The sequence below is a fragment of the Mesorhizobium montanum genome (genome assembly GCF_033977145.1).
In the GTDB taxonomy this organism is placed as follows: Bacteria; Pseudomonadota; Alphaproteobacteria; order Rhizobiales; family Rhizobiaceae; genus Mesorhizobium; species Mesorhizobium montanum.
Genome location: NZ_JAVIJF010000011.1, coordinates 116,139 through 142,069, shown reverse-complemented (window position 1 = coordinate 142,069; position 25,931 = coordinate 116,139). Strand labels below are relative to the sequence as shown.

Genomic DNA, 25,931 nt, shown 5'->3' with positions numbered 1-25,931 from the left:
CAATCAGCGTCACTTCTTGTTGCGCGAGAGCTTGCCGAGGATCGAGCCCAGGCCTGCCTTCTTCTTTGCCTTGATTTCGCTGCGCCCGGTCAGCACATGCGCTATCTCATTGATGGTGGTGACGACCGGGCTCTTCGCGTCCATCTCGCTCAGCATGCGGCCATTGTTGGCGGCATTGCCGAACAGCAGCGGCTCGAAGTTGATCACCGCCATCGGCGTGATGCCGAGCGGCTCGGCAAAATCGGGAGCCGCGATCTCCGGCCGCTTCGGCACACCTGCCTGGTTGATGATCAGCTTCGGCGGCGGATCGTTCGGACGCAGCCGCTTCAGCATGTCCACCATGTTCTTGGTGTTGCGAAGATTTGCGAGCTCGGGCGTGGCGGTGATGACGATCTCGTCGGCCTTGATCAGCGTGCTCTTCGTCCACCCGCTCCACACATGCGGCATATCGAGGACAAGCAGAGGCGCACTGCGCTGCGCCGTCTCGATGACCTGCGCGAAGGCCTCGGCGTCGAAATCATAGACGCGCTCGAGCGTGGAGGGGGCCGCGAGCAGCGACAGATGCTCGGCGCACTGGGCGAGCAGACGGTCAAGATAGACCTCATCGACCCGCTCAGGCGAAAACACCGCCTCGGCGATGCCTTGCGCCGGGTCCTGGTCGAAATTGATGTTGGCGGTGCCGAAGGCGAGATCGAGATCGGCGATGACGACTTCGGATTTGAAAAGCGACGACATCGCCCAGGCGACATTGTGGGCGAGGGTCGAGGAGCCGACGCCGCCCTTGGCGCCGATGAAAGCGATCGAGCGGCCGATCGGCTCCGATTCCGGATCTACGAAGATCGACGACACGACACTGACGATGTCTGTCATCGAGACCGGCGCGATGACATATTCGGAAATGCCCGAACGGATCAGCTCGCGGTAGAGCCCGACGTCGTTGTAGTGGCCGATGACCACGACCTTGGAGGACGGATCGCAATATTCGGAGAGCTGGCCGAGCTGTTCGAGCAGCTGCTGCGGTTCGCTGCGCGATTCCAGCAGGATCAGGTTCGGTGTCGGCGCGGACTGGTAGAACTCGATAGCGGTCGGGACGCCGCCCATATGGACCTTGAGATGGGCCTTGGCCATACGGCGGTCCTCGCCCGCGCGCTCCACGGGATTGGCGACGCCTTCCGTCTCGCAGAAAGCCTGGATCGAAATGCGCGGCACCGGACGCAGCGCCTGCATGGCGGCGATGTCCTGCTGCGAAAGGTCGCCGGTTTCCGCGGGCGTGTCGTAGGCAAGATTGCTCATCGTCATGCTCTTTCCGTGACTGCTCTCTTCGTCGTCCGGGCGCGGCTTAGTAAGTCACTTCCGAGTTGCTCAGGAACTCGTTCGAAATGCCTCTCGCGCGATAAAGGTCGATTACCGCACCGCGGTTTTCGGCATCGATGTCGGACTGCTTGCGCGGCCCGAGCAGGTCGTTGGGATTGGCCACCTGGGCTGCGAGATTGTTCTGATAGGAACAGCCGAAGTCGGCATAGTGCTTGTTCTCCGACGTCTCCAGAATGTCTTCGGGCCAACGCCCGCATTTGTCGGTCTGGGCCCTTATGGCGACGAAGGCAACACGCACCGGCGCCGATGCCTCAGGCACATCCGACTGATAGGATGTCATGACGATACGGTTGCGCTTGACGCCGTCAGCCATGGCGACACGAGCGAAGTCGCGCCCCGCTACCAGTGCCGCCACCTCATTGGCCGAGCCTCGCGGGATTGCGATGGTCAGCGACGGGGCGGCTCCCTTGTCGTAGCCGTCGAGAAAGCCGAGCAGCGTGTCGCGCTGGGCACCCGTCATGCCGCGGTCACCGGCGCCGACCGGCAGATCGATCTTCTGGTTCTTCTCGGCAATGACGATCGGATGGGTCGTGCGGTAATCGTCCGGTATCGACCCGACCGTAACGCTGTCGCGGTGCCAGTTGGCGCAACCGGCGAGCGAGACCGCAAGCATGACCGCCAGTGCCGGGACCACCGGCCGGCGGATCCTTTCGATGCCGGACGCTGTCGGGACCGTCATGACCTTCGATACTGACTTGGACATATCCGCATTCCCACTCATTTGTAAATGAAGCCGACGACGCCATGATAGCGGCCCGGCGGCCTGTCGGTCTGCATGGTGCCGTAGACGCGGTTAACGCGGCCAAGGAACATGCCGGCGCCGTCGCTTGGCGGATTGAAATTGTCGTCCGGCTTGGCCAGGTCGTTGCGCGCGACCGGCCGCGTCAGATAGGGCGTGATTATGATGACGAGCTCGCTCTCGTTGCGCACAAAATCGCGGCTGCGGAACAGCGTGCCAAGGACGGGGATCTTGCCCAAGCCCGGGAATTGGCTGACGGCCTGCCGAACATCGTCGCGGACAAGACCCGCGATCATCATCGAGCCACCGGAGGGAAGCTCGACGGTGGTGTCGGCGAGACGCTTGCGAAGAGAGAGAATGTTCGCGCCGGGAACATTCTTTGCGCCCGTCGAAAATGCGGCGGAGCCTTCGGTCGTCGGCTCGGAGACCGCCGTCCGGACCTTCAGGCTTATGCGACCGGCGGACAGGACGACCGGTTGAAATTCCAATCCGATGCCGTACTCGACCTTGTCGAGCTGGTAAGTCAGCTTCGAAGGGATGCCTTTGGTGATGTCGGGATCTGTAATGGCTTGGCTAGAGACAATATTGTATTCGCCGCCAACCTTGAACGTGGCCTTCTCGCCTGAAACCGCCGTCAGAGTCGGCTCGGCCAGCGTCTTCATCACGCCCGACTGTTCCATGGCGTTGACATAGGCCTGCAGCGAGGACGAGCTGATATTAAATCCCGAGTTGCTGAGGGGCTTGCCGAGCCCCATGGGGTTGTCGCCTGTCGACATCCAACTGATGCCGTTGCTCTCGCCGCTGCCAAACATATTCACGCCGAGCTGCTTCATCACCGAGCGGCTGACTTCGGCGACGGTCACCTTGAGCGTCACCTGATCGTCGCCGACGATCTGCAACAGGTTGACGATCTTCGAGACCCGGCGTTCGGCGTCGGGGTTGTTGATATCAACACCGCCATTGACCGAGCCGCCGGCGGCGGTCTGCGAATATTGACCCGTGGTCGCTTCACCGCCGGACACAAAGATGGTTGCCAGGTCGACGGCGCGCTTGGAATCGAGAGGCGTGTCGACCATGCCCGTCAGGACGACGTTGTCGTTGAGAAGCTCGACCTTGATCTGCGAGGACGGGATGAAGCGCTTCAGATAATCCTCCAGCCCGGCGACGTCGCGCTCGACGGCAAGGTCCAGGCTGACGATCTGCTCGCCATTGGGGCCGAAAACAAAGATGTTGGTTTCGCCGACCGCCTTGCCGAACAGGTAGATGCGTCGCGCGGTGCGGGTCACGGCATCGGCCACCGCCGGATTGGCGACAAGGATATCATAGGCGTCGCTCGGCAGGTCGATGACCACCGATTTGTTGAGGCCGAGCTTGACGCGCTGCGTGGCGACGGAAGCCGACACGCCGGCACTCGCGGCTTTGGCTTCGACCAGCTCCGGGGCGGTGGTGCCGAGCAGGAACAGGCCGATCGCCGCGGCCGCCAGGAAGGGCAGTTTACCGTTTAGCGTCATTTCCTCGCTCCCACCTCGGAAACCTCACCCGACTTGATCAGCCGCACCGTTCCGCGCCGGCCGTTGCCGCTGACCAGGTAGTCGGCTTCGTCGGTCGTCTTTTCATGGATGTCGGTGATCGGGCGCAGCGCCAGCGTGAGGCGGTCGGCCATCTGCTGCGCCACCGTGATGATCTCGGCCTGCTGCGGCGTCAGCTCCAGCGTCGCGGTCTGGCCGACCCTCGTCTTCTTGCCTTCCTCGTCTTCCTGGATGGTCTGGTCGATGGCCAGCACCCGGATGTTCTTGAGGATGGTCTCGGTGTTGAAGCCGCTGCCGCCATTGCCGGTGTCGGCGCGGCGGGTCATGATCACGTCGACGAAGTCGTTGGGCAGGATGAAGCCGCCGGCGGACGTGTCGGCCGATATCGCGGTCGCGACGGCGCGCATCCCGGAGGGCAGGATCGACGACATGAAGCTCTGCCCCTCGCCGACCAGCTTGGAGCGTCGCAGCGGCTCGCCCGTATACATGGCGACGCGCGCGACCGAGCCCTTGAGCTTTTCGACCGCGTCAGGTTCGACGGCGCGTGTGATGAAATTGGCATTGACGCCGTCGGCCGGCCACTCTTCCCAACTGATGTTGTTGGCGAGCTGGCTGCCCATCGGCACGTCGCCGGAAAGCACCAGCACGTCCTGCAACGCGATCGCCGGTTGCTTGGGTGAATCGACAATGACCTGGGGCGGCGGCGCCACGACCATGTTCTTCGCGACATAGCCTGCGCCACCCGCGGCGACCGCAGCCACGCCCAGAATGATCAATCGGGATGCTGGCATTCGTCCGAAACCCTTCGCCTCGTGGCAAACCACCTCGCCAGGCCGGACTTTGCAGCTGCAATCGTCAAAACAAGGTTAATTTAATGCTTACGATCGTGATTAATTTAAGGTTTACTCAAATTGGATGGAACGGCTGCGCCGCTAACAAAAAAGGCGGCTAGGCCGCCTTCGATTTCGCCGACATCGGTATGCCAAGACTATGTCGTGAGCCTCTCCAGCGCCCAGACCATCAGCGGCGAATCCGGGAAGGTGATCAGTCCTCCGGCTCCAAGCGCGACACCATATGGGACGCCGACACTCTCGTCGGCGAAATAGCGCAGAAATCGGCTGTGGCCCGTATACAAGGCGAGCGGCGATTTCCTGTAGGCGATGATTGCGACGGTCAAGAGGCCTCCGATGAAAGCCGACGTGACCAGATAGCCGATCAGGTTGATGTTGAGGCCCATCCAGACGGCAGTCGCGGCCAGAAGCTTGGCGTCGCCCCCGCCCATGCCGCCCAGCGCAAAAAGACCGAACGTCACCGCCAGCACGAGGGCGCCTGCCGCGAAATGCCAGCCATAGGTCGCCCAGTCCATACCGGTGAGCGGCGCGACAAGCGCGAATGTCGCCACCAAGAGCACGGGAACGCGGTTGGCGATCGTCATCGACAACGTGTCCGAGATCGCAGCAAAAAGCATGCAGAAAGGAAAGACGACGAAGATCACGGCTTCAAGCATGGATGCGGCGTGCCTGTGGCAGGTTTCCAGCGGCATCCTAGGCGCGCTGGATTAACGATCGATGAGGCCGGACGATCAAAATCGGCCGACCACATGAAAAAGGGCCGCCAGATGGCGGCCCTTTTTCTTTGTCCAAAAGGCGCGATATCGCTGCCTATTACGGAGCGGTTGCGCCGTTGAGGGTGGCGGCGATGTTGGCGAACTTGGCGTTCAGCGCGCCGCCGAGCTGGGTAGCGCCAACCATGATGGCGAGCGCGATGAGGGCAGCGATCAGACCGTATTCGATGGCGGTCGCGCCGGATTCGTCCTTCACAAAGCGTGCAATGAGATTAGACATTCGAGAGCTCCTACTCCACGTGTTACAGCACTTCCGTCAACTTCTCTTGCGGGTTGATCGGATGCTGCAAATCTAGGGAGAAGCCCTTTCAATCGGCTTAATAAACAGCCTTACCGATTCCTTTCCGGTGGCGAACCCATTGCGTGGTTAACCGTGGCCTAAACATTGTCAGCCAGCTTGGGATCCTGGCAAAACAGCGCAAACCGGCGCTTCCTCAATATTGCTAAAACAGCGAGAGCCGTCGCTGATTCACGCATGAACGGATCGATCCTCCTCATCGCCCGGCCCGGCTTAACCGTTGGTTCACCAATCTCGTTCATGTTCCGTGAAGAATCTGCCCGCGGGAGCGCTTCAATGACCTTGCCGAGATCGCTGTTTCCAGTCGCCGCGCTGCTGGCAGCTGCTGCCCTGGTCATGCCGGCCAGCGCCGGCGCGGGTATAGAAGTCACCATGAACCAGGCAAAGATCGTCAAACTGTCACGCGCGGCCGACACGGTCGTCATCGGCAATCCGGCGATCGCCGACGCCTCGGTGCAGGACGCCTCTACCATCGTTCTCACCGGCAAAGGTTTTGGCGTCACCAATCTGGTCGTGCTCGACACCGACGGCAGCCCGATCATCGATGAACAGGTGACCGTCGTGCGGCAGGCGGCTTCATCGGTACGCATCTACAGACGCGCAGAAGTCCAGACCATGTCCTGCACGCCCTATTGCGAGAGCGCGTTCAAGAGCGAGGCCGAGAAGACTTCCGAATCCGAAATGAGCGCCGGGCACTGAGCCCAACCGAGGCGAAACCCCGTAGCCGTTAAAGACAGCTTAAGGCTTGCCCGGCGAATTTAACGATCATCCAAACCGGACCTCAATGGGTTTTCGCTAACCTTGCCGACGGTACCGCAATGGGGATCGGCAGGAACGCAAAATGAGCAAGGACGCCACATCCGGCAACGGCATGGACAGCATGGCGCGCGCCAAATCCCGCCCCGGCTTCTTCAGCGACAGGCGCGGCAGCACGGCGATGGAATTTGCCATGCTGGCCATCCCGTTCGCGCTTCTCGTCTTCGCCATCCTCGAGAGCTGCATTTCGTTTGCCGGCCAGGAGGTGATGGCCAACATCACCGACGATGTCGCGCGTCAGTTGCGGACCGGGCAGCTTCAGAAGACGAACGTCAGCGAAGCCTCCATCAAGCAGCTGATCTGCAGCAGGCTGGAAATCATGGTGGCCAGGAACTGCCCTGGATTGCTGGTTGACCTGCGCGAATATTCGAGCTTCGCGGACGCCGCCACGGCGGGCTTCAAGATCGTGGGCAACGACGTCGTGCTGACGCAGGGCGCGAACTCGCAACCCTTCGCGGTTACGCCCGGGCTGGCGGAATCCATCAACATGCTGCGGGTGTTCTACAAATGGCCGGTGATGACGGATCTCCTGGCCAAACAGATGTCCAATTTCACTGATGGCACGACGCTGCATTTCGCATCGGTGACCTGGCAGAACGAACCATTCGACGACAATTGAGACTGCTTGACGGCTAAGACCGCGGCGTGGAGGATAGTATGTATAGTGCGGGGGCACTGCGGGGAATTTCGGCGAAGGCAGCGCGGTTTTGCCGCGACCGCCGCGGCGTCGCGGCGATCGAGTTCGCGTTTATCGTGCCGGTGCTGCTGATCATGTATTTCATCACGATGGAAGCCTCGCAGGCTATCGAAACCAGCAAGAAAGTCAGCCGCATCGGCAGCATGGTGGCCGATCTCGTCACCCAACAGCAGACGGTCGTGAAGGCGAATCTCGATGCGATGATGCAAATCGGCACGTCGACGCTGCGGCCCTATAACCGCTCCACGCCGTCGATTATCATCACCGCCATCCAGATCACGGACGAGGCGACGCCGAGAGTACAGGTGGCATGGTCACGCAAGGTGGTAGGCACCACCTACAGCGCCGATGCGGCCGTGAACAGCATCACCACGGTGCCGGCGACGTTGAAAATCCGCAACACCTTCCTCATCCGGGTGGAAAGCGACCTCGGCTACAAGCCAATCATCGCCTGGTCCGCCAGCAATTCGCAGCCGCTCGGGCTGACCTCGGCTTTCAGCAATATATCGATGAGCGAAATCTATTACCTGCGGCCTCGCCGGAGTCCGACGATTCCTTGCAGCGACTGCTGAGAGGCTATTCCTTTCCGGCCGATTGCCGTTCCACGATCGCCAGAGCCATCGCGTAGTCCTTCGACGCGGCCGGCACAAAGCCACCGGAATGCGCCCGCTCCAGCAGGTCGTACACATCGGGCGTCTGTGACTTGAGATTGGTCAGGAAGACCGTCAGCCGGCGCTTTGCCTCGGGATCGAGATCGCTGCGCACGGCGTGCGGGCCGTAGCGCAAGAGGCCCGAGGTCCATAACACCCGGAGCGACGCCTCAGGGATGCCGGCAGCCGCCAGCCGCGCGACCGTGCCGTCGGAATGAGTGGACCGGCCGGTGGCATCGGCCGGCTCCCAGCCGAACAGAGCGTCCGCTTCGCCGCCGATCAGCGTCGTCTCGGCCGCCGTGGCCGAAGCGGCGCGCGCCAGGAAGGGCGAATCCTGCGCGATCTTGACGCCTTCGGCCGACAGCGCCGCCAGCGGCAGCAGTGCGCCGCCGGCATTTCCGGCCGGCGCTATCGCGACCCGATGCGAAGTCATGGCGGCAAGGTCGGGAAGCCTGCCGTCGCGCGTCACCAGGACTGAATGGATGCCGACGGCGCCGTCGGCATCGACCGGCGCCACCAGCGGTTCGACACAGCCGCAACGTTCCGAAGCCGTGGCATAGGCGAGAGCGGAATAGACCGCGTATTGCACGCGCCCGCTCGCCTGTGCCTCGATCAGCGCGGCATAGTCGCGGGCAACGACGAACTCGACCTTCATGCCGATCGCATTGGCATAGGCGTCCGTCAGGCGCGCGAGCCCCGGGACGGTGTTGCCGCCACCCGGCTCGGCGACGATACCGATGCGGAACGTGCCTATCTCTTCACGCCAGTCGGCCCGTGCCGGCCAGGAGGCGGAGGCGAACGCTGCGAGAGCGACCGCGCACGCCTTCACGGCCTGCCTTGCCGCAGTTTTGCCGCGCCTCGCCATACTTGCTCCGCTCCAGCCGCATCCGCGCCTCGTCGCAACTATGGCGCGAAGCGGTTGCGGTTTGGTTTCCGATTTGCCAACGCCGCCGGGGAACCTTATGTCTGGCTGCCAGGACTGACAACAATGATACCCATGGCGCGCGCTTTTCTGTTCGTTCTCGATTCTTTCGGCATCGGCGGGGCGGCCGACGCGGAACGCTACGGCGATTCCGGCGCCGATACTTTCGGACATATTCTTAAGGCCTGCGACGACGGTCGCGCCGAACGGGAGGGGCTGCGCAAGGGGCCGCTCGCCGTGCCCAACATGATGTCGCTTGGGCTTGGCCGGGCGGCGCAAACCGCAACGGGACCGAGACCAGGCATCGACGCGCAATTGATTGCATCGGCCTTCCATGGCGCCGCCCAGGAAGTGTCGAGCGGCAAGGACACGCCCTCCGGCCACTGGGAGATCGCCGGCCTGCCTGTGCGTTTCGACTGGGGCTATTTCCCCGACACGGTACCTGCCTTTCCGGCCGATCTGACCGAAGCGATCATCCGCGAGGGCAAGGTGCCAGGTATCCTCGGCAATTGCCATGCGCCGGGCACCGGGATTATCGAGCGGCTCGGCGAAGAGCACATCCGTACGGCCAGGCCGATCTGCTACACGTCGGTCGATTCCGTATTGCAGATCGCCGCTCACGAGACGCATTTCGGCCTCGACAGGCTCTACGAACTCTGCCTCATCGTGCGCCGCCTGGTCGACCCGTTAAAGATCGGACGGGTGATCGCGCGTCCCTTCGTGGGCGAGACGCCCGCCACCTTCCAGCGTACCCACAACCGCCGTGACTATGCGGTGCCACCGCCGGAGGAGACCCTGCTCGACCGGCTGACCGGCCGCGGCAGCAAGGTCATCGCGGTCGGCAAGATCGGCGACATCTTCGCCCATCGCGGTATCTCTGAAGTGCGCAAGGCGGGCGGCAACATGGCAATGTTCGACAAGGCGCTCGGCGCCATGGACGACGCCGGCGAAGGCGACCTGGTCTTTGCCAATTTCGTCGATTTCGACACCGAGTTCGGCCATCGGCGCGACGTCGCCGGCTATGCGGCCGCGCTTGAAGCGTTCGATCGGCGGCTGCCGGAGGCGCTGTCGCGCATCAAGCCGGGTGACCTTCTCGTCCTCACCGCCGATCACGGCAATGACCCGACCTGGCGCGGCACCGACCATACGCGCGAGCGCATTCCGGTGATCGGCATCGGGCCGGGGCTGAAGGGCGGCGACATCGGGCTGAGGCCGACCTTCGCCGATATCGGAGAAACGATCGCGGATCATCTCGGCCTGGCGGCTGGCCGCCACGGCACCTCCTTCCTTGCAACGATAGGCGGCCATGCCTGAACTGCCTGAGGTCGAGACAGTCCGGCGCGGATTGCAGCCGGTGCTGGAAGGGGCGCGGCTCGTCAAGGTCGAGGCGCGCAGGCCCGATCTTCGCTTTCCTTTTCCCGAGCGCTTTTCGGAGCGGCTTACCGGCAAGACCGTGACGGCGCTTGGCCGGCGCGCCAAATATCTGACGATGCATGTCGAAGACGGTCCGGTGCTGATCTGCCATCTCGGCATGTCGGGGTCGTTCCGGATCGAAGCCGGCGGGAGCGGCGACATCCCCGGCACCTTCCATCACGAGCGCTCGAAGAGCGTGGTGCATGACCATGTCGTGTTCGACGTCGCCTCGGAGAAGGGCGAGCGCTCCCGCGTCATCTTCAACGACCCGCGCCGCTTCGGCTTCATGCTGTTTGCCGAAGGGCCGCCGGACACGCATCCGATGCTGGCGGGGCTCGGCATCGAACCGACCGGCAACGCGCTTGACGGTCCCCTGCTCGCCTCGCTGCTCAAGGGCCGCAGATCGCCGCTCAAGGCAGCACTGTTAGACCAGCGGCTGATCGCCGGGCTTGGCAATATATATGTATCGGAGGCCTTATGGCGCGCCGGCCTCTCGCCGCGGCGCGAAGCCGGCACCCTCGCCGGCGCCGGCAAGAAAGCTAAAGAGCAAAGCGAGCGCCTTGCCGAGGCGATCCGCTCGGTCATCGCCGACGCGATCGCTGCCGGCGGCTCCTCGCTTCGCGACTATGTCCAGGCCGACGGATCGCTCGGCTATTTCCAGCATTCCTTCGCGGTCTACGATCGCGAGGGCGAGCCGTGCCCGAAACCGGGCTGCCGCGGCCATATCGAGCGCATCGTGCAGAGCGGCCGCTCGACCTTCTATTGCCGGACCTGTCAGCGGTGAGCTAGACCGGTCTCCTACCCAAGCGAGGAGACGACGCCATGACCTATGAAACCATTCTCGTGGAGACACGCGGCAAGGTCGGGCTGATCACGCTGAACCGGCCGAAGGCGCTCAATGCGCTCAATTCGCAGGTGATGGCGGAAGTCGTGGCTGCGGTGAACGTTTTCAACGCCGATGCCGGCATCGGCGCCATGGTGCTCACCGGTTCGGAAAAAGCCTTCGCCGCCGGCGCCGATATCAAGGAAATGCAGGCGATCGCCTTCGTAGACGCCTACACACAGGACTTCTTCGTCGGCTGGGAAGAACTGACGCGCGCGCGCAAGCCCGTCATCGCGGCTGTCGCGGGCTATGCGCTCGGCGGCGGCTGTGAGCTGGCCATGATGTGCGACTTCATCATCGCCGGCGACAACGCCAAGTTCGGCCAGCCCGAAATCACGCTCGGCGTCATGCCTGGTATGGGCGGATCGCAGCGACTGACCCGCTTCGTCGGCAAGTCGAAGGCGATGGACATGTGTCTGACCGGGCGGATGATGGACGCTGCCGAAGCCGAGCGCTGCGGACTGGTCTCGCGGGTGGTGCCGGTGGCCGAACTGCTCGAGGAAGCACTGAAGGCGGCGGCGAAGATCGCCGAATTCTCGCTGCCATCGGTTATGATGACCAAGGAGGCCGTGAACCGCGCCTACGAGACGACGCTCGCCGAGGGGCTACGCTTCGAGCGCCGGCTGTTCCATTCGCTGTTTGCGCTCGACGACCAGAAGGAAGGCATGGCCGCCTTCGTCGAAAAGCGGAAACCCAATTTCACCAATCGCTGAGCGTGTCGCGCGGACGCACCCGGCAGCATTTGAAAACGACCCTGCATAAGGCAAAGATTTGAAGCGCATCGGGTGTTTTGGCGTGGCGCGCTTTAAGCCTCCAAAAAGACCGCGAAGCGGCGTTGACGCGCCGGAAAAGCTGAACTATAAGCCGCACCAACCGAGGCGGCCCGTGGCTGCCCGTTTGTTTTTTGCGCCCTGCGACATCGCTGGCGTCCACCAGATCAGAAGAGAGGCATCATGGCCAATACTTCCTCGGCCAAAAAGGCTACGCGCAAGATCGCCCGCCGCGCCGCGGTCAACAAGAACCGCCGCTCGCGTGTGCGCAGCTATGTCCGCAAGGTCGAAGAGGCGCTTGCCGCCGGCGACAAGGCAGCGGCGGTCGAAGCCTTCAAGATTGCGGAGCCGGAATTGATGCGCGCCGCCACCAAGGGCGTCGTTCACAAGAACACGGCTTCCCGCAAGGTTTCGCGGCTGGCCCAGCGGGTCAAGACGCTGTCGGCCTGATCGACTTCCGCCTCCATCCATCGACGTTGAACCCGGTCGCACAGGCCGGGTTTTTTCGTTTGCCGGCAAGTACTTAAAAAAATTGCCCGCGAGCAGCGCTTGTGATGCAATTCTAAATACAAGTAATGTTTTGCCGGCATATACAGCCTCGCTGATGCCAGCACGCCCCCTCTGCGGCAAGCGCCCAAATTTGCCTGTCAAAAAATCTTCAATTTTTTCATGGACTTACAGCTGGTCATCCACAGCTTGTTCAACTCACGATCGAGCGGCGGGGGAGAAGTAGCTGTCAAGAGAATTATTTCAGATTATTTCGTTTCGGGCGGCCTTTTTCATATTCGCCGGAAAAGGGTTTGAATCACAATGGCTTTGTCAAAACGTACCGTCGCGGCACCTGATTTCAAGCCCGGCCTGCTAACCAGATTCGTTAAAAAACCGTTAGACGTGGCCTTGCCCTATCCACAACGATTTCGGTAATGTCCATCCATCGAAGGGACGGGCTTTAGCCCCTGACCCAGCCTGAATCGGCCAGCACAAAATGGCAGAATTCATGACGTGGAGCAATTCCGCGCACGGCTTGGTTTGTCTCTTCGGTGCGGGTAGGGGACTGGCGTAATTTGTACATGGCAGTCGATGTCTCGCCGGCGTTTTCGCCGGAGGGTGAAGTATTGCCTTGTCGTTGTCGGAGGCCGGCGTGCGGAGCCGGCGGCTGGTCCCTTGCGCGGGTTGCGACGATCATTGCCGGCGGCGGCAAATGGCGGCGCGGCAAAAAATAAGGCCGCCGGACCAAGGATGCAGGAGGCGCATCCCGGGCGGGAAAAAAGGGTACGAGAAGACAAGGAACGTTGATCATGCAGAGCGGCATCGAACGGGAGACAGTGGGCGAGCTCCCATTTCCAGCAACTTTGGTCGGAGGGGACCACGTGGCGGCATCCAGCGACGCGGAACAGAAGTTCGAGCGGGTCAAGACCCAGCTGAAGGCGCGTCTCGGGGCCGAGGTCTATTCGAGCTGGTTCGGCCGCATGAAGGTCGCCGAGGCCTCCCGTGGCATTGTCCGCATCTCGGTGCCCACAGCCTTCCTGCGGTCCTGGATCAACGGCCATTATCTCGAGCTGATCGCGGAGTTGTGGCGGCATGAGGATCCGGACATCCTCAAGATCGAGATCGTCGTGCGCACCGCTACGCGACAGGGGCGCAACCCTGTGGAGCCGGAAATCGCGCCGGCACGCAAGATGACCAAACAGACGCACACCGCGCTCGCCACCGGCACGGCGAGCGCTGCACGAGTGGAACAACGGGCGCCGCTGCCGCGCCAGGGCGCGTCCGTGGAACCGGAGTTCCGCCACAACGTGCTGGGGTCGCCACTGGACCCGCGCTATACCTTCACGTCCTTTATCGAAGGGCCGTCGAACAGGGTGGCCTTCGCCGCGGCCAGGGCGGTGGCGGAATCGCAGTCGAGCGCGGTGCGTTTCAACCCGCTTTTCCTGCATGCGACCGTCGGGCTCGGCAAGACGCACCTCTTGCAGGCGATCGCGGCGGAATCGCTGCGGCACAACCCGAAGTCGCGCGTTGTCTATCTGACGGCGGAGTATTTCATGTGGCGCTTCGCCACCGCGATCCGCGACAACAACGCGCTGACGCTGAAAGAGCAGCTGCGCGACATCGATCTGCTGATCATCGACGACATGCAGTTCCTGCAGGGCAAGTCGATCCAGCACGAGTTCTGCCACTTGATCAACATGCTGCTCGACAGCGCCAAGCAGGTTGTGGTCGCGGCCGACCGGCCGCCGTCGGAACTGGAATCGCTAGAGCCACGCGTGCGTTCGCGCCTCAACGGCGGCGTGGCGCTGGAAATGTCGGCGCCGGATTTCCCCATGCGTCTTGGCATGCTGAAGCTGCGCCGCTCCACCACCAAGACCGATGACACCTCGCTCGACATTTCGGACGAGATTCTGGAGCATGTCGCGCGCACTGTGACCGGCAGCGGGCGCGAGCTCGAAGGTGCCTTCAACCAGCTTCTGTTCCGCCAGTCCTTCGAGCCGCAGATCACCATCGACCGCATCGACGAGATCCTCGGCCACATCTATCGCTCGGGCGAGCCTAAGCGGGTGCGCATCGAGGACATCCAGCGCATCGTGGCGCGCCACTACAATGTGTCGAAGACGGAACTTCTGTCCAACCGGCGCACGCGCACCATCGTCAAGCCGCGGCAGGTGGCGATGTATCTGTCGAAAGTGATGACGCCGCGCTCATTACCGGAGATCGGACGACGTTTCGGCGGCCGCGACCACACGACCGTGCTCCATGCCGTGCGCAAGATCGAGGACCTTTCGGGCGCCGACAACACGCTGGCGCAGGAGCTCGAACTGCTCAGAAGGCTGATCAACGACCAGGCCTGAGGCAGCGCGAAATGGCCGGCGGCACGCTTCGCCGGCTTTATCCCCAGAAAGCCCGCGCAGCCGGCCTGAACCGGTGTCGCGGGCTTGCGTTTGCGGGCTTTTTACTGTCAGCTTACGGAGATTCTGAAGCCTTTCAGAGCTTTCGCGGGATGCCGCTCCCTGGTGACCCGTCCATTCATTGAAGCGAGCCTGTTTCGTCATGCGTGTTATCCTGGAACGGTCAAATCTCTTGAAGTCCCTCAACCACGTCCACCGCGTGGTCGAGCGGCGCAACACCATTCCGATCCTGTCCAATGTGCTGCTCAGCGCCGAGGGCGCCAGCCTCGAGATGAAGGCCACCGACCTCGACCTCGAAGTGACGGAGGCGACGCCCGCCAAGGTCGAGCGCGGCGGCGCGACGACGGTGCCGGCGCATCTGCTCTACGACATCGTGCGCAAACTTTCCGATGGCGCCGAGGTGATGCTGAAGACGGATGAAGACGGCAATGCGATGACCGTCACCTCCGGCCGCTCGAGCTTCCGCCTGCAATGCCTGCCGCAATCCGACTTCCCGGAACTTTCGGCCGGCTCGTTCTCGCATATCTTCCGGCTGGAATCGGCAGCGCTCAAGGGACTGATCGACAAGACCCAATTCGCCATCTCCACCGAAGAGACGCGCTATTATCTCAATGGCATCTTCCTGCACACGCATGAGGTTGGCGGCAAATTGAAGCTGCGCTCGGTAGCGACCGACGGACACCGCCTGGCGCGCGCCGAGATCGACGCGCCGGCGGGCTCCGAAGGCATGCCCGGCATCATCATTCCGCGCAAGACGGTGAGCGAGCTGCAGAAACTGGTTGACGATCCCGATGTGGCGGTGACCACGGAACTGTCGGACACCAAGATCCGCTTCACCATCGGCAGCGTCGTTTTGACCTCGAAGCTGATCGACGGCACCTTCCCCGACTATCAACGCGTCATTCCGACCGGCAACGACAAGAAGCTGGTCATCGACCGCCAGAGTTTTGCCGCCGCTGTCGACCGCGTGTCGACGATTTCCTCCGAACGCGGCCGCGCGGTGAAGCTGTCGATCAATGAAGGCCAGGTCACGCTCGCGGTCAACAACCCGGATTCGGGCAGCGCCACCGAGGAGCTGGCGGCGGACTATTCGTCCGACCCGATCGAGATCGGCTTCAACGCCAAATATCTGCTGGACGTCGCGGCCCAGCTCACCGGCACGGAAGCCAAGTTCATGCTGGCCGATGCCGGTTCGCCGACGCTGATCCACGACATGGCCGACGAAACAGCGCTCTACGTGCTGATGCCGATGCGGGTCTAAAGCGCGTCGCGATGAAACGGATTCAGGCGACGCGCTTTAGGTCTTTGTTTTGATGCATGTCGTTGTCCCAAAACCGCTGCGCACTTTTGGGCGACATGCATTAGCCTTCGACGCAATTCCGGACGAAAACCGCTGTGCACTTTTCCTGGAATTGCGCTTTTGTCTGTCGCAATTCCGGACGGAAAACAGCTGTGCACTTTTCCTGGAATTGCTCTAACGGACCTGATGTGTCGCCGTGACCGCGGATGCGAAACAGCTTCGGCAGCAGAGTTATATAAGTAAGCTGACGCTTACGGATTTTCGCAATTATGCGGCGCTGTCGCTTGAGCTTGCGCCCGGCGCGGTGGTGCTGTCGGGCGACAATGGCGCCGGCAAGACCAATCTCCTGGAAGCGATCTCGTTGCTGACGCCAGGCCGGGGCTTGCGCCGCGCGCCCTACGCGGACGTGGCGCGCGAAGGCGGCGATGGCGGCTTCGCCTTGCACGCGCGCATCGAAGGACCGGAAGGCGAGGTCGAGATCGGCACCGGCATTTCCGGCGGCGACGCCGCCGGAGAAAGCGGCAGGAGGGTGCGGATCAACGGCGCGCCGGCCCGATCGGCGGAGGACATGCTGGAATGGCTGCGGGTCGTCTGGCTGACGCCGGCTATGGACGGGCTGTTCCCCGGACCGGCGGCTGATCGCCGCCGCTTCCTCGACCGGCTGGTGCTGGCGATCGACCCCGGCCACGGCCAGCGCGCGCTCGACTATGAGAAAGCCATGCGTGGCCGTAACCGTTTGCTTACTGAAGGCTCCCGCGACGGCGCCTGGTTCGACGCGATCGAGACGCAGATGGCCGAGACCGGAGTGGCGATCGCCGCGGCGCGGGCCGAGCTGGTGCGGCTGCTTGCCACAATGATCGACAGGTTGCCGGGAAGCGGGCCGTTTCCGCAGGCCGACATCAGCCTTGCCGGCGATCTTGAGAGCGCGCTGGGCGGCGCGCCGGCAGTCGATGTCGAGGAACGGTATCGCGCAACACTTGCCAACGGCCGCGAGCGCGACCGCGCCGCCGGCCGTACGCTGGACGGCCCGCATCGCTCCGATCTAGTGGTGCGGCACCGGCCGAAGTCGATGCCGGCGGAGCTGTGCTCGACCGGCGAGCAGAAGGCGCTGCTGGTCGGCATCGTGCTTTCGCATGCCAGGCTGACCGGCGAGATGTCGGGGCTGACGCCTATCCTTCTGCTGGACGAGATCGCCGCGCATCTCGACGCAGGCCGGCGCGCGGCGTTGTTCCTCATACTCGAAGATCTGAACTGCCAGGCCTTTTTGACGGGCACGGATGTCACCCTATTTTCCAGTCTTGCCGGGCGCGCGCAGTTCCTGACGGTCGATCATGGCAGCGTCGGCGTGACCGGGTAACTCTTGAAGGAGCCAACGGGCGTCAGCGCTGCCCTGCGGGACAAGGTTCGCCTTGCCGTGCGGGACAAGGCTTCGCCTTGCCCGTACATGACAAGATTTTGCGCTGCCTATATGGTCCGACCATGACCAATCCCCCGCTGACCGACGAAGAGCTCGAACGCTATGCCCGCCACATCGTGCTGCCCGAGATCGGCGGCCCCGGCCAGCAGAAGCTGAAGCGGGCGCGGGTGCTGGTGATCGGCGCCGGCGGGCTGGGTGCGCCGGTGCTCGAATATCTTGCCGCGGCCGGCGTCGGCACGCTCGGCGTCATCGATGACGACACCGTCTCCTTGTCCAACCTGCAGCGGCAGGTGATCCATGGCGGCGACACGATCGGCATGGCCAAGACCGACAGCGCTGCGGCGGCGATCATGCGCATCAATCCCAACGTCACGGTGGAATCGCATCGCCTGAGACTGACGAAAGTGAACGCCCCTGCCCTCGTCGCCAGCTACGATGTCGTCGTCGACGGCTCCGATAATTTCGAGACGCGCTACGCGGTCGCCGATGCCTGCGCCAGCGAGAAGAAGCCACTCGTCACGGCCGCCGTCGGCCGCTTCGACGGTTCGGTGACAGTACTGAAGCCGTTCGAGACCGGCGCCGACGGCAAGCGCAATCCGAGCTATCGCGACCTGTTCCCCGAGGCGCCGCCCGAAGGGCTGGTGCCGTCCTGCGCCGTTGCCGGCATCGTCGGCGCGTTGACGGGCGTCGTCGGCACCCTGCAGGCGATGGAAGCGATCAAGCTGATCACCGGCATAGGCGAGCCGCTGATTGGCCGGCTGCTGCTCTACGATGGGCTCACCGCCCGCTTCGACACCATCCGCTATAAGGCCGTCTGAGCACATGGACCAGACCGTCGGCGTCTCCATAGTCGGCCTTGCCGCGGATTTCGGCCGATGGGACGACCTGCTCGCGCTGATCCGGCGCGCCTTCGCCCATATGGACGGCGTCATCGATCCGCCGTCATCGGTGCATCTTTTGACCGCCGACAGCCTTTGCGAGAAGGCGAAACGGGAGACGGGATTTGTGGCCATCGAGAACGGCCGCATCGTCGGTTGCATCTTCGCGCTGGAGCGGTCGCGGGATTTCTATGTCGGCAAGCTCGCGGTCGAGCCACGGCTCCAAGGCCGAGGCATCGGAACCCGGCTGATGCGGGCGGTCGAGGATCTTGCCCGCGAACGCGGCAAGGATGCAATCGAGCTCCAGACCCGTATCGAACTGACCGCGAACCATGCAGCCTTTGCCCGGCTCGGCTTTCGCGAGACCGAGCGTACGGCGCATGAGGGCTATGACAGGCCAACCTCCATCACCATGCGCAAGGTGCTGCCTTGAGCCTTTCGCTCAGCCCGGAAGAACAGGCGACCGCAGCCGGCCAGGACGGTGCGGGCATGGCGATGCGCATCGTCGCCGAAAGTGCCCGCCTGCTCGGCGCGCCGCGGCTCATCCCGATCGCTTCCACGCATATCGACGGCGCGCTTTACCATGGCGATTCCGGCACGTTGTTCGCCGAGAGGCTGGTCGAAGGCGGCGCGAAGGTCACGGTGCGCTCGACGCTCAATGTCGGAGCGCTCGACCTGATGGGGTGCTCACGCATTCGCCTCGAGGAGCCGCAACGCGGCATGGCGCGGCGGATGATGGAGGCCTATCGCAAGCTTGGCTGCGAGCAGAGCTGGACCTGCGCGCCCTACCAGGCCGGACACAGGCCCGCGCTTGGCAGCGATGTTGCCTGGGGCGAGTCCAACGCGGTCGTCTTCTGCAATTCGGTGCTGGGCGCGCGCACCAACCGCTACGGCGATTTTCTCGACATTGCCTGCGCCATCACCGGCCGCGCGCCGGATTACGGCCTGCACCGGCCCGACAATCGCCGGGCTCGGCTTGTGTTCGACGTCTCGGGCCTGTCGCCTTCCTTCCTTGCCTCGGAGATCGCCTGGCCTGTCCTGGGCAGCCTCTATGGCCGCGAGGTGGGCAACGCGATCGGCGTCGTCACCGGCGTGGCCAGTCACCCCGGCGAGGACGCGCTGAAAGCCTTCGGCGCCGCAGCCGCATCGTCCGGCGCGGTCGGCCTGTTCCACATTGCCGGGGTGACGCCCGAGGCTCCCGACGTCGAAACCATTCTGGCCGAGCCGGAACCGAAGGCGGCGATCCGCGTGACGCCCGAGATGGCGGCGAAGGCGCGCGCCGGCCTGTCGACCGCGGCCGCGTCCAAAACCATCGATGCGGTGGCGATCGGCAGCCCGCATCTGTCGCATGCCGAGTTCGACAGCCTGGAGCGTCTGATCGCCGGGCGGCGGCTTGCTGTCCCGATCTATGCCTGCACCGGCCGCCACGCGCTTGCCTTGCTGGAGCGGGACGGCCGGCGGAAGCGGCTCGAAGCCGGCGGCGTCGTCATCGTCGCCGACACCTGTGTGGTGGTGACGCCGATCATGCCGGACCTTGTGGGCGGCGTTTTGATGACCAATTCGGGCAAGTTCGCGCATTACGCGCCGGGCAACACCGGCTACGCCGTGCTCTATGCCTCGCTCGCCGACTGCGTCGAAAGCGCTGTCCTCGGCAGGCCGGTCTTCACGGAGATCGCCGCATGAGCGCCACGGCCGAAATCCTGGTGCCGGGCAGAGCGGGCGAAGGCGAAGCGCTGGTGCTGACGGCGCCGATCAGCTTCTGGGGCGGCGTCGACCCGAAGACAGGCCGCATCGCCGATGTCCGCCACCCGCAGCATGGCGAAGTCATTGCCGGCCGGGTGCTGTTCCTGCCAGGCACGATCGGCTCGTCATCCGCTTCGGCGGTGCTGATGGAGCTCGTCCACAACGGCCGCGCGCCGGCGGCCCTGGTGCTGCACGAGCCGGACGCCATCCTGCTGCTCGGCCTGATCGTCGCCCGGGAAATGGGCTGGGAAACGCCGATGGCAGTGCGGCTCGAACGCGGCGCGTTCGAGCCCTACCGCGGAACCGCCGTAACCGTTGCCGCGGACGGCGCTGTTGCCATGGCCGTTTAGACCTTTCAGGTCCTTAGCGGCAGGACACGATCCGGCGGGCGGTGGCCGTCGAAGAAGGCGCGGATGTTGATGATCACCTTTTCGCCCATGTCGATGCGGCCCTCGAGCGTGGCCGAGCCCATATGCGGCAAAAGCACCACCTTGCCCTTGGCGGCAAGCTTCAGCAGCTTGCTGTTCAGCGCCGGCTCGTGCTCGTAAACGTCGAGGCCGGCTCCGGCGATCTTGCCGTCATGAATGAGCTTGACCAGCGATTCCTCATCGATGATGTCGCCGCGCGCGGTGTTGACGATATAGGCCGACGGCTGCATCAGCGCCAGGCGACGACCAGACAACAGGTGGAACGTCGCCGGCGTCGAAGGGCAGTTGACCGAGATGATGTCCATGCGGGCGAGCATCTGGTCGAGGCTTTCCCAGTAGGTCGCCTCCAGCTCCTCCTCGACCGCCGGCAGCACGCGGTGCCGATTGTGGTAGTGGATCGACAGGCCGAAGGCCTTGGCCCGCCTGGCGACGGCCGTGCCGATGCGGCCCATGCCGACGATACCCAGGCGCTTGCCCCAGATGCGCCGGCCGAGCATCCAGGTCGGCGACCAGCCGGCCCATTTCTTCTCGCCGGTGAGCACATTGGCGCCTTCGGCAAGCCGCCGCGGCACGGCCAACATCAGCGCCACGGTCATGTCGGCGGTGTCTTCGGTGAGCACATTCGGCGTGTTGGTGACGGTGATGCCTTTCTTGGCCGCCGCCGTGACGTCGATCTTGTCGACGCCGTTTCCGAAATTGGCGATCAGCTTGAGGTTTTCGCCGGCCTGGGCGATCAACGCGGCATCGATATGGTCGGTGATGGTGGGAACCAGCACATCGGCTTCCTTGACCGCCGCGACCAGCTCCGGCTGTGTCATCGGCCGGTCCTCGACGTTCAGCCGCGCGTCGAACAGCTCGCGCATGCGGGTTTCGACCGGATCTGGCAGCTTGCGCGTGATGACGACGAGGGGCCGTTTTTTGCCTGCCATTTTATCCCCGAAGCTTCCTCGAAACCGATCTCGTTGAGACCTCTTTAACCAAGACCGGCGAAACTTGTATCCAGTCGCGGCATCAGCCCACTCCTGTAACAAGCGGTGCCGCCGAAGACAAAGAAAAAGGGGCGCTCATCCCGACGGACCGGCGCCGAAAGGAACGAAAGTGTCTGGTTTCGTGTCGCTTCGCCTGGCCTTCAGCGCTGCCATTCTTGGCGCACTGCCTTGCGCGCCGCAGGCGCTCGCGCAAAGCGCGGCCGCGCCGGCGCAAACCATAACGCTTGGCCCAAGCGGCCTGCCGCTGCCGCGCTTCGTCAGTCTCAAACCGGCCCGCGTCAACTCGCGCGTCGGCCCTGGCGCCAATTATTCCGTCGACTGGATGTACATGAAGGCCGGGCTGCCGATGGAAATCATCCAGGAATTCGACACCTGGCGACGCGTGCGCGATGCAGACGGTTCCGAAGGCTGGATCAACCAGTCGCTGCTCTCCGGCCGCCGCACCGCGATCGTCGCGCCCTGGCAGCGCGGCAAGGGCGGGCGAATCAACCTGCTCAACGAGCCCGACAAGGACGCCGGTGTCGTCGCCATCGTCGATCCGGGCGTGATCGGCGCGATCAAGAAATGCGACGGCCAATGGTGCGAGATGACCTTCGACGGCCACACCGGCTGGATGGCCCAGTCGCAGGTGTGGGGCGCTTATCCCGGCGAGAAGTTCAAGAACTGAGTTTGGCGGAAGGACCAGCCCTCCTTCCGGGATTGCGCAAAAACAAAACCTGGAGCAGTTCGGCGATACTGTGAAACGCTTAACCGCTCTAACGCCCGATGCGCCCGAGATGGGTATCCTGAAAACCCGTGGACAACTTCAGTCCATAGCCCAGGGCGCGGTCGATGGCGATGTGGGCGATCCAGATCAGCGCCACCGCAGTCATCGTTGAATTGGCCAGAACCTTGCCGGCGAGCACCAGAACAAGCGGCGCGATCAGGATGTGCAGGGCGTTATAGGCAATCGCGCCGATGCGCGGTCCGGCAATGTAACCCAGCATCGACAGGTCGGGCGCCAGGATGAGCAGCGCAAACAGCCACCAGGATATGCCCGCCATTGCGTAGAAAACGATAGCCACTACGGCAACCGCGACCCATTCAAGCCGGACTGCCAGGTCGACCAGACGCATCGCGGACGGATCAATCACCGCGCTTCGGGCGCAGCCTCACCACGATGTCGACATTGGCGATCTCCAAGCCTTCCGGGGGTGCCGGCAGGTTGGAAACGGTTACCGGCCCGCTTTCGATGTCGAAAATCCGGTTCTCGCCTTCGATGTAGAAGTGATGATGGTCGGAGGTGTTGGTGTCGAAATAGGTTTTCGAGCCTTCGACCGCCAGGATGCGCAGCAGGCCGGCCTGGGTGAACTGGTGAAGCGCGTTGTAGACCGTCGCCAATGAAACCGGCACGCCGGCTGCGATTGCCTCTTCGTGCAGTTCCTCGGCCGAAAGGTGGCGGTCGCCCTTGGCGAAAAGCAGATCGGCCAGCGCAATGCGCTGGCGCGTCGGCCTCAGGCCGGCTTCGCGAACCCGCTTGTCCACAGCGACATTTTCCTTCCGGCAGCCCGAATCCATCTATACGCCGAAGCTTGTGCCCAACCCTCTAGACAGGTCCAGGATGGCAAAAAGACGTCATCGCCAAAAACTGGACATCACTCGACATATATTCTGTCGCCTAAATGCGATCAATAGCGCGCATTGACCCAGGCAGGCGCACGGGTTAAGCGCAAACGCCGGTTTCCGGCCGCAAACAGAGTGTGTTAGGAAACCAACGACATGGGCGCCCTGCCGCCCGGAACGAAAACGGGGACGGAGTTAATGGCGGGTCAAAAGTCCAGCTACGATTACGAGGAACTGCTTGCCTGCGCCCGCGGCGAGCTGTTCGGACCGGGAAACGCCCAGCTGCCCTACCCGCCGATGCTGATGTTCGACCGTATCACCGAGATCAGCGAAACCGGCGGCGCTTTCGACAAGGGTTTCATCCGCGCCGAATTCGACATCAAGCCGGACCTGTGGTTCTTCGCCTGCCATTTCATCGGCAATCCGATCATGCCGGGCTGCCTCGGCCTCGACGCCATGTGGCAGTTGACGGGTTTTTATCTCGGCTGGCTCGGCGAGCCGGGCAAGGGCATGGCGCTGTCGACCGGCGAGGTGAAGTTCAAGGGCATGGTGACGCCGTCGGTGAAGAAGGTCGAATATGGCGTCGACTTCAAGCGCGTAATGCGCGGCCGGCTTGTGCTCGGCATCGCCGATGGCTGGCTCAAGGCGGATGGCGAACCCATATACGCGGCAACGGATCTGAAGGTCGGCCTGTCCAAGCAGCCGGCCGCCTGATCGCCATCGCCACGGCGCCCGCGCGTCCAACGGATGCGCAAGGGCGCCGCGGCAGTTTATTTTGCGTATGATCAAAGACGGAAACCGACTGGGTTTTCGCCAGAATACGCTGGAAGGAGTTGCGAATGAGACGGGTCGTAGTGACAGGGCTCGGCATTGTGTCGTCCATCGGCAACAATGCCAATGAGGTGCAGAGCTCGCTTTACGATGCCAAGTCCGGCATCAGCTTTTCCAATTCTTTCGCCGAGCACGGCTTCCGCTGCCAGGTGTGGGGCGCGCCGACGCTTGATCCCACCGCGATGATCGACCGCCGCGCCATGCGTTTCCTGAGCCAAGGCGCCGCCTGGAACCATGTCGCCATGGACCAGGCGATCGCGGACGCCGGTCTCGGCGAAAGCGACATCACCAATGAGCGGACCGGCATCGTCATGGGTTCGGGCGGACCTTCGACCCGGACCATCGTCGAAGCGGCGGAAACCACGATCAAGAACAACAGCCCCAAACGCATCGGCCCGTTCGCCGTGCCGAAAGCAATGTCGTCGACGGCGTCGGCCACTTTGGCCACATGGTTCAAGATCCACGGCGTCAACTATTCGATCTCGTCGGCCTGCTCGACCTCGGCGCACTGCATCGGCAATGCCTGTGAGCTGATCCAATGGGGCAAGCAGGACGTGATGTTTGCCGGCGGCCATGAAGACCTCGACTGGACGATGTCGGACCTGTTCGACGCCATGGGCGCCATGTCATCGAAGTTCAACGACAAAGCATCGACCGCTTCCCGCGCCTACGACGTCAACCGCGACGGCTTTGTCATTGCCGGCGGCGCCGGCGTGCTGGTGCTGGAGGAACTGGAACACGCCAAGGCGCGCGGCGCCAAGATCTATGCCGAGATCGTCGGCTACGGCGCGACTTCCGACGGCTACGACATGGTTGCGCCGTCCGGCGAAGGCGCCATGCGCTGCATGCGGCAAGCGCTTGCGACCGTGTCCTCGCCGGTCGACTACATCAACACCCATGGCACCTCGACGCCGGTCGGCGATTCCAAGGAAATGGGCGCCATCCGCGAGGTGTTCGGCGACAAGATGCCTTACATCGCCTCGACCAAGTCGCTCACCGGCCATTCGCTGGGAGCGGCCGGCGTGCAGGAATCGATCTATTCGATCCTTATGATGCAGGGCGGCTTCATCGGCGAGAGCGCCCATATCGAGGAGCTCGATCCGGAATTCGAGGGCATGCCGATTGTGCGCAAGCGTGTCGACAACGCCAAGATCGACACCGTCCTGTCCAACTCATTCGGTTTCGGTGGCACCAACGCAACGCTGATTTTCCAGCGTTATTCCGCATAAGGCCGGCGTTTTTTACAAGGATTGCCTTTTATGGACGGGTTGATGAAGGGCAAGCGCGGGCTTGTCATGGGTGTCGCCAACGACCATTCGATTGCCTGGGGCATCGCCAAGAAGCTGTCGGAGCACGGGGCGGAGCTTGCTTTCACCTACCAGGGCGATGCCTTCGGGCGGCGGGTCAAGCCGCTTGCCGAGAAGGTCGGCGCCTCGTTGATCGTGCCCTGCGATGTCGAGGACAGCGCCTCGGTCACCGCGACCTTCGAGACCCTCGGCAAGGCCTGGGGCGGGCTGGACTTCGTGGTGCACGCCATCGGCTTTTCCGACAAGAACGAGCTCAAGGGCCTCTACGCCGACACCAGCCGTGACAATTTCGTGCGCACCATGTTGATCTCCTGCTATTCCTTCACTGAGATCGCCCGCAATGCCGCCAGGCTGATGGGCAATGGCGGCTCGATGATCACGCTCACCTATGCCGGCTCGGTCAGGGTGATGCCGAACTATAACGTCATGGGCGTCGCCAAGGCCGGACTCGAGGCCAGCGTGCGCTACCTTGCCAATGATTACGGCCCGCGCGGCATCAGGGTGAACGGCATCTCGGCCGGGCCGGTGCGGACGCTCGCCGGCTCGGGCATTTCCGACGCCCGCCATATGTTCTCCTACCAGCAGCGCAATTCACCGCTCCGGCGCACCGTGACCATCGACGAGGTCGGCGGCTCGGCGCTTTACCTGCTCTGCGACCTGTCGTCGGGCGTCACCGGCGAGATCCACTATGTGGATTCCGGCTATCACATCGTTTCGATGCCGGCGCTGGAGGAACTCAAGCAGAACGATGGCGGTCGCGAATAGTTCGCGACCGAGATAGTAGCGGTCCAGTAAAATTCGATGCTTTGGCGGAAACT

General features: G+C 63.2%; 28 protein-coding genes and 1 pseudogene. 19 read left to right on the top strand and 10 right to left on the bottom strand.

What is annotated here, in order from left to right; all coding sequences use genetic code 11:
- Positions 1–9 precede the first annotated feature (9 nt).
- The 5 genes from RFM68_RS16725 to RFM68_RS16705 form a co-directional block, all read right to left on the bottom strand.
- The gene (locus RFM68_RS16725; RefSeq protein ID WP_320234076.1) at positions 10–1,293 is read right to left on the bottom strand and encodes a CpaE/TadZ family protein; all 1,284 of its coding nucleotides are present in this window, start codon (positions 1,291–1,293) and stop codon (positions 10–12) included.
- Positions 1,294–1,339: 46 nt separating this feature from the next.
- Positions 1,340–2,077: a CpaD family pilus assembly protein gene (locus RFM68_RS16720; RefSeq protein WP_320234075.1), complete on the bottom strand. Its 738-nt coding sequence runs from the start codon at positions 2,075–2,077 to the stop codon at positions 1,340–1,342.
- Between the two features lie 14 nt (positions 2,078–2,091).
- Positions 2,092–3,624, bottom strand: a complete 1,533-nt coding sequence (locus tag RFM68_RS16715; protein ID WP_320234074.1) for a type II and III secretion system protein family protein — start codon at positions 3,622–3,624, stop codon at positions 2,092–2,094.
- Positions 3,621–4,433 carry a Flp pilus assembly protein CpaB gene (gene cpaB, locus RFM68_RS16710; protein ID WP_320234073.1) on the bottom strand — a complete coding sequence of 271 codons (813 nt, stop codon included), beginning with the start codon at positions 4,431–4,433 and terminating at the stop codon, positions 3,621–3,623. The genes RFM68_RS16715 and cpaB overlap by 4 nt, the downstream gene beginning before the upstream one ends.
- Before the next feature lie 197 nt (positions 4,434–4,630).
- On the bottom strand, positions 4,631–5,110 hold the full coding sequence (locus tag RFM68_RS16705) for an A24 family peptidase (RefSeq protein ID WP_320234149.1): 480 nt from the start codon (positions 5,108–5,110) through the stop codon (positions 4,631–4,633).
- On the opposite strand from RFM68_RS16705, the gene RFM68_RS16700 reads away from it, so the two are divergent.
- Positions 5,064–5,204 (top strand): hypothetical protein, encoded by a 141-nt coding sequence (locus tag RFM68_RS16700; protein ID WP_320234159.1) that lies wholly within the window; start codon positions 5,064–5,066, stop codon positions 5,202–5,204. The genes RFM68_RS16705 and RFM68_RS16700 overlap by 47 nt on opposite strands.
- 102 nt (positions 5,205–5,306) lie before the next feature.
- Here the strand turns inward: RFM68_RS16700 and RFM68_RS16695 are convergent, their stop codons facing one another.
- Positions 5,307–5,486, bottom strand: coding sequence for a Flp family type IVb pilin (locus tag RFM68_RS16695; protein WP_095765933.1), 180 nt, complete (start codon positions 5,484–5,486; stop codon positions 5,307–5,309).
- A 354-nt stretch (positions 5,487–5,840) separates the two neighbouring features.
- Between RFM68_RS16695 and RFM68_RS16690 the strand changes: the two genes are divergently transcribed.
- The 3 genes from RFM68_RS16690 (at position 5,841) to RFM68_RS16680 (ending at position 7,649) form a co-directional block, all read left to right on the top strand.
- Positions 5,841–6,263 (top strand): pilus assembly protein N-terminal domain-containing protein, encoded by a 423-nt coding sequence (locus RFM68_RS16690; protein ID WP_320234072.1) that lies wholly within the window; start codon positions 5,841–5,843, stop codon positions 6,261–6,263.
- Between the two features lie 142 nt (positions 6,264–6,405).
- Entirely contained in the window at positions 6,406–6,999 is a 594-nt protein-coding gene (locus RFM68_RS16685) for a TadE/TadG family type IV pilus assembly protein (RefSeq protein WP_430694869.1), read from the top strand.
- A gap of 38 nt (positions 7,000–7,037) precedes the next feature.
- A complete protein-coding gene (locus RFM68_RS16680) occupies positions 7,038–7,649 on the top strand; it encodes a TadE/TadG family type IV pilus assembly protein (RefSeq protein ID WP_320234071.1) in 612 nt (203 codons plus the stop codon).
- 4 nt (positions 7,650–7,653) lie between these two features.
- On the opposite strand, the gene RFM68_RS16675 is transcribed toward RFM68_RS16680, so the two are convergent.
- Complete coding sequence (locus RFM68_RS16675) at positions 7,654–8,592, bottom strand: phosphate/phosphite/phosphonate ABC transporter substrate-binding protein (protein ID WP_320234070.1); 939 nt, start codon at positions 8,590–8,592, stop codon at positions 7,654–7,656.
- A gap of 132 nt (positions 8,593–8,724) precedes the next feature.
- On the opposite strand from RFM68_RS16675, the gene RFM68_RS16670 reads away from it, so the two are divergent.
- The 11 genes and pseudogenes from RFM68_RS16670 to RFM68_RS16620 all read left to right on the top strand — a co-directional run bounded on the left by RFM68_RS16670 (position 8,725) and on the right by RFM68_RS16620 (position 20,306).
- Positions 8,725–9,963 carry a phosphopentomutase gene (locus RFM68_RS16670; RefSeq protein WP_320234069.1) on the top strand — a complete coding sequence of 413 codons (1,239 nt, stop codon included), beginning with the start codon at positions 8,725–8,727 and terminating at the stop codon, positions 9,961–9,963.
- Complete coding sequence (gene mutM / locus RFM68_RS16665; protein WP_320234068.1) at positions 9,956–10,846, top strand: bifunctional DNA-formamidopyrimidine glycosylase/DNA-(apurinic or apyrimidinic site) lyase; 891 nt, start codon at positions 9,956–9,958, stop codon at positions 10,844–10,846. Before RFM68_RS16670 ends, mutM begins: the two co-directional genes overlap by 8 nt.
- Before the next feature lie 38 nt (positions 10,847–10,884).
- On the top strand, positions 10,885–11,658 hold the full coding sequence (locus RFM68_RS16660) for an enoyl-CoA hydratase (RefSeq protein ID WP_320234067.1): 774 nt from the start codon (positions 10,885–10,887) through the stop codon (positions 11,656–11,658).
- A 240-nt stretch (positions 11,659–11,898) separates the two neighbouring features.
- Positions 11,899–12,165 (top strand): 30S ribosomal protein S20, encoded by a 267-nt coding sequence (rpsT, locus tag RFM68_RS16655; RefSeq protein WP_320234066.1) that lies wholly within the window; start codon positions 11,899–11,901, stop codon positions 12,163–12,165.
- 947 nt (positions 12,166–13,112) lie between these two features.
- A pseudogene (gene dnaA, locus RFM68_RS16650) lies at positions 13,113–14,561 on the top strand (chromosomal replication initiator protein DnaA); the annotation flags it as partial.
- Positions 14,562–14,760: 199 nt separating this feature from the next.
- On the top strand, positions 14,761–15,879 hold the full coding sequence (gene dnaN, locus RFM68_RS16645) for a DNA polymerase III subunit beta (protein WP_320234064.1): 1,119 nt from the start codon (positions 14,761–14,763) through the stop codon (positions 15,877–15,879).
- Positions 15,880–16,114: 235 nt separating this feature from the next.
- Positions 16,115–17,275, top strand: a complete 1,161-nt coding sequence (recF, locus tag RFM68_RS16640; RefSeq protein ID WP_320234063.1) for a DNA replication/repair protein RecF — start codon at positions 16,115–16,117, stop codon at positions 17,273–17,275.
- Between the two features lie 122 nt (positions 17,276–17,397).
- Positions 17,398–18,153, top strand: a complete 756-nt coding sequence (locus RFM68_RS16635) for a molybdopterin-synthase adenylyltransferase MoeB (RefSeq protein ID WP_320234061.1) — start codon at positions 17,398–17,400, stop codon at positions 18,151–18,153.
- A gap of 4 nt (positions 18,154–18,157) precedes the next feature.
- Complete coding sequence (locus RFM68_RS16630) at positions 18,158–18,646, top strand: GNAT family N-acetyltransferase (protein ID WP_320234060.1); 489 nt, start codon at positions 18,158–18,160, stop codon at positions 18,644–18,646.
- A complete protein-coding gene (locus tag RFM68_RS16625) occupies positions 18,643–19,896 on the top strand; it encodes an aconitase X (RefSeq protein WP_320234059.1) in 1,254 nt (417 codons plus the stop codon). Before RFM68_RS16630 ends, RFM68_RS16625 begins: the two co-directional genes overlap by 4 nt.
- Positions 19,893–20,306, top strand: a complete 414-nt coding sequence (locus RFM68_RS16620; RefSeq protein WP_320234058.1) for an aconitase X swivel domain-containing protein — start codon at positions 19,893–19,895, stop codon at positions 20,304–20,306. The genes RFM68_RS16625 and RFM68_RS16620 overlap by 4 nt, the downstream gene beginning before the upstream one ends.
- Positions 20,307–20,311: 5 nt before the next feature.
- Here the strand turns inward: RFM68_RS16620 and RFM68_RS16615 are convergent, their stop codons facing one another.
- Positions 20,312–21,313 (bottom strand): 2-hydroxyacid dehydrogenase, encoded by a 1,002-nt coding sequence (locus RFM68_RS16615; RefSeq protein ID WP_320234057.1) that lies wholly within the window; start codon positions 21,311–21,313, stop codon positions 20,312–20,314.
- Positions 21,314–21,482: 169 nt separating this feature from the next.
- Here RFM68_RS16615 and RFM68_RS16610 point away from each other — a divergent pair, with 169 nt between their 5' ends.
- Positions 21,483–22,040 (top strand): SH3 domain-containing protein, encoded by a 558-nt coding sequence (locus RFM68_RS16610; protein ID WP_320234056.1) that lies wholly within the window; start codon positions 21,483–21,485, stop codon positions 22,038–22,040.
- Positions 22,041–22,128: 88 nt separating this feature from the next.
- Here RFM68_RS16610 and RFM68_RS16605 read toward each other — a convergent pair whose 3' ends face one another.
- Together RFM68_RS16605 and irrA are read right to left on the bottom strand one after the other, a co-directional pair.
- Positions 22,129–22,488 (bottom strand): DUF4260 domain-containing protein, encoded by a 360-nt coding sequence (locus tag RFM68_RS16605; RefSeq protein ID WP_320234055.1) that lies wholly within the window; start codon positions 22,486–22,488, stop codon positions 22,129–22,131.
- A 10-nt stretch (positions 22,489–22,498) separates the two neighbouring features.
- Positions 22,499–22,930 carry an iron response transcriptional regulator IrrA gene (gene irrA / locus RFM68_RS16600; protein WP_320234054.1) on the bottom strand — a complete coding sequence of 144 codons (432 nt, stop codon included), beginning with the start codon at positions 22,928–22,930 and terminating at the stop codon, positions 22,499–22,501.
- Positions 22,931–23,173: 243 nt separating this feature from the next.
- Here irrA and fabA point away from each other — a divergent pair, with 243 nt between their 5' ends.
- The 3 genes from fabA (at position 23,174) to fabI (ending at position 25,878) form a co-directional block, all read left to right on the top strand.
- On the top strand, positions 23,174–23,689 hold the full coding sequence (fabA, locus tag RFM68_RS16595) for a 3-hydroxyacyl-[acyl-carrier-protein] dehydratase FabA (RefSeq protein ID WP_320234053.1): 516 nt from the start codon (positions 23,174–23,176) through the stop codon (positions 23,687–23,689).
- Between the two features lie 125 nt (positions 23,690–23,814).
- On the top strand, positions 23,815–25,035 hold the full coding sequence (gene fabB / locus RFM68_RS16590) for a beta-ketoacyl-ACP synthase I (protein WP_320234052.1): 1,221 nt from the start codon (positions 23,815–23,817) through the stop codon (positions 25,033–25,035).
- A 30-nt stretch (positions 25,036–25,065) separates the two neighbouring features.
- On the top strand, positions 25,066–25,878 hold the full coding sequence (gene fabI, locus RFM68_RS16585; protein WP_320234051.1) for an enoyl-ACP reductase FabI: 813 nt from the start codon (positions 25,066–25,068) through the stop codon (positions 25,876–25,878).
- The last annotated feature ends 53 nt before the right edge of the window (positions 25,879–25,931 follow it).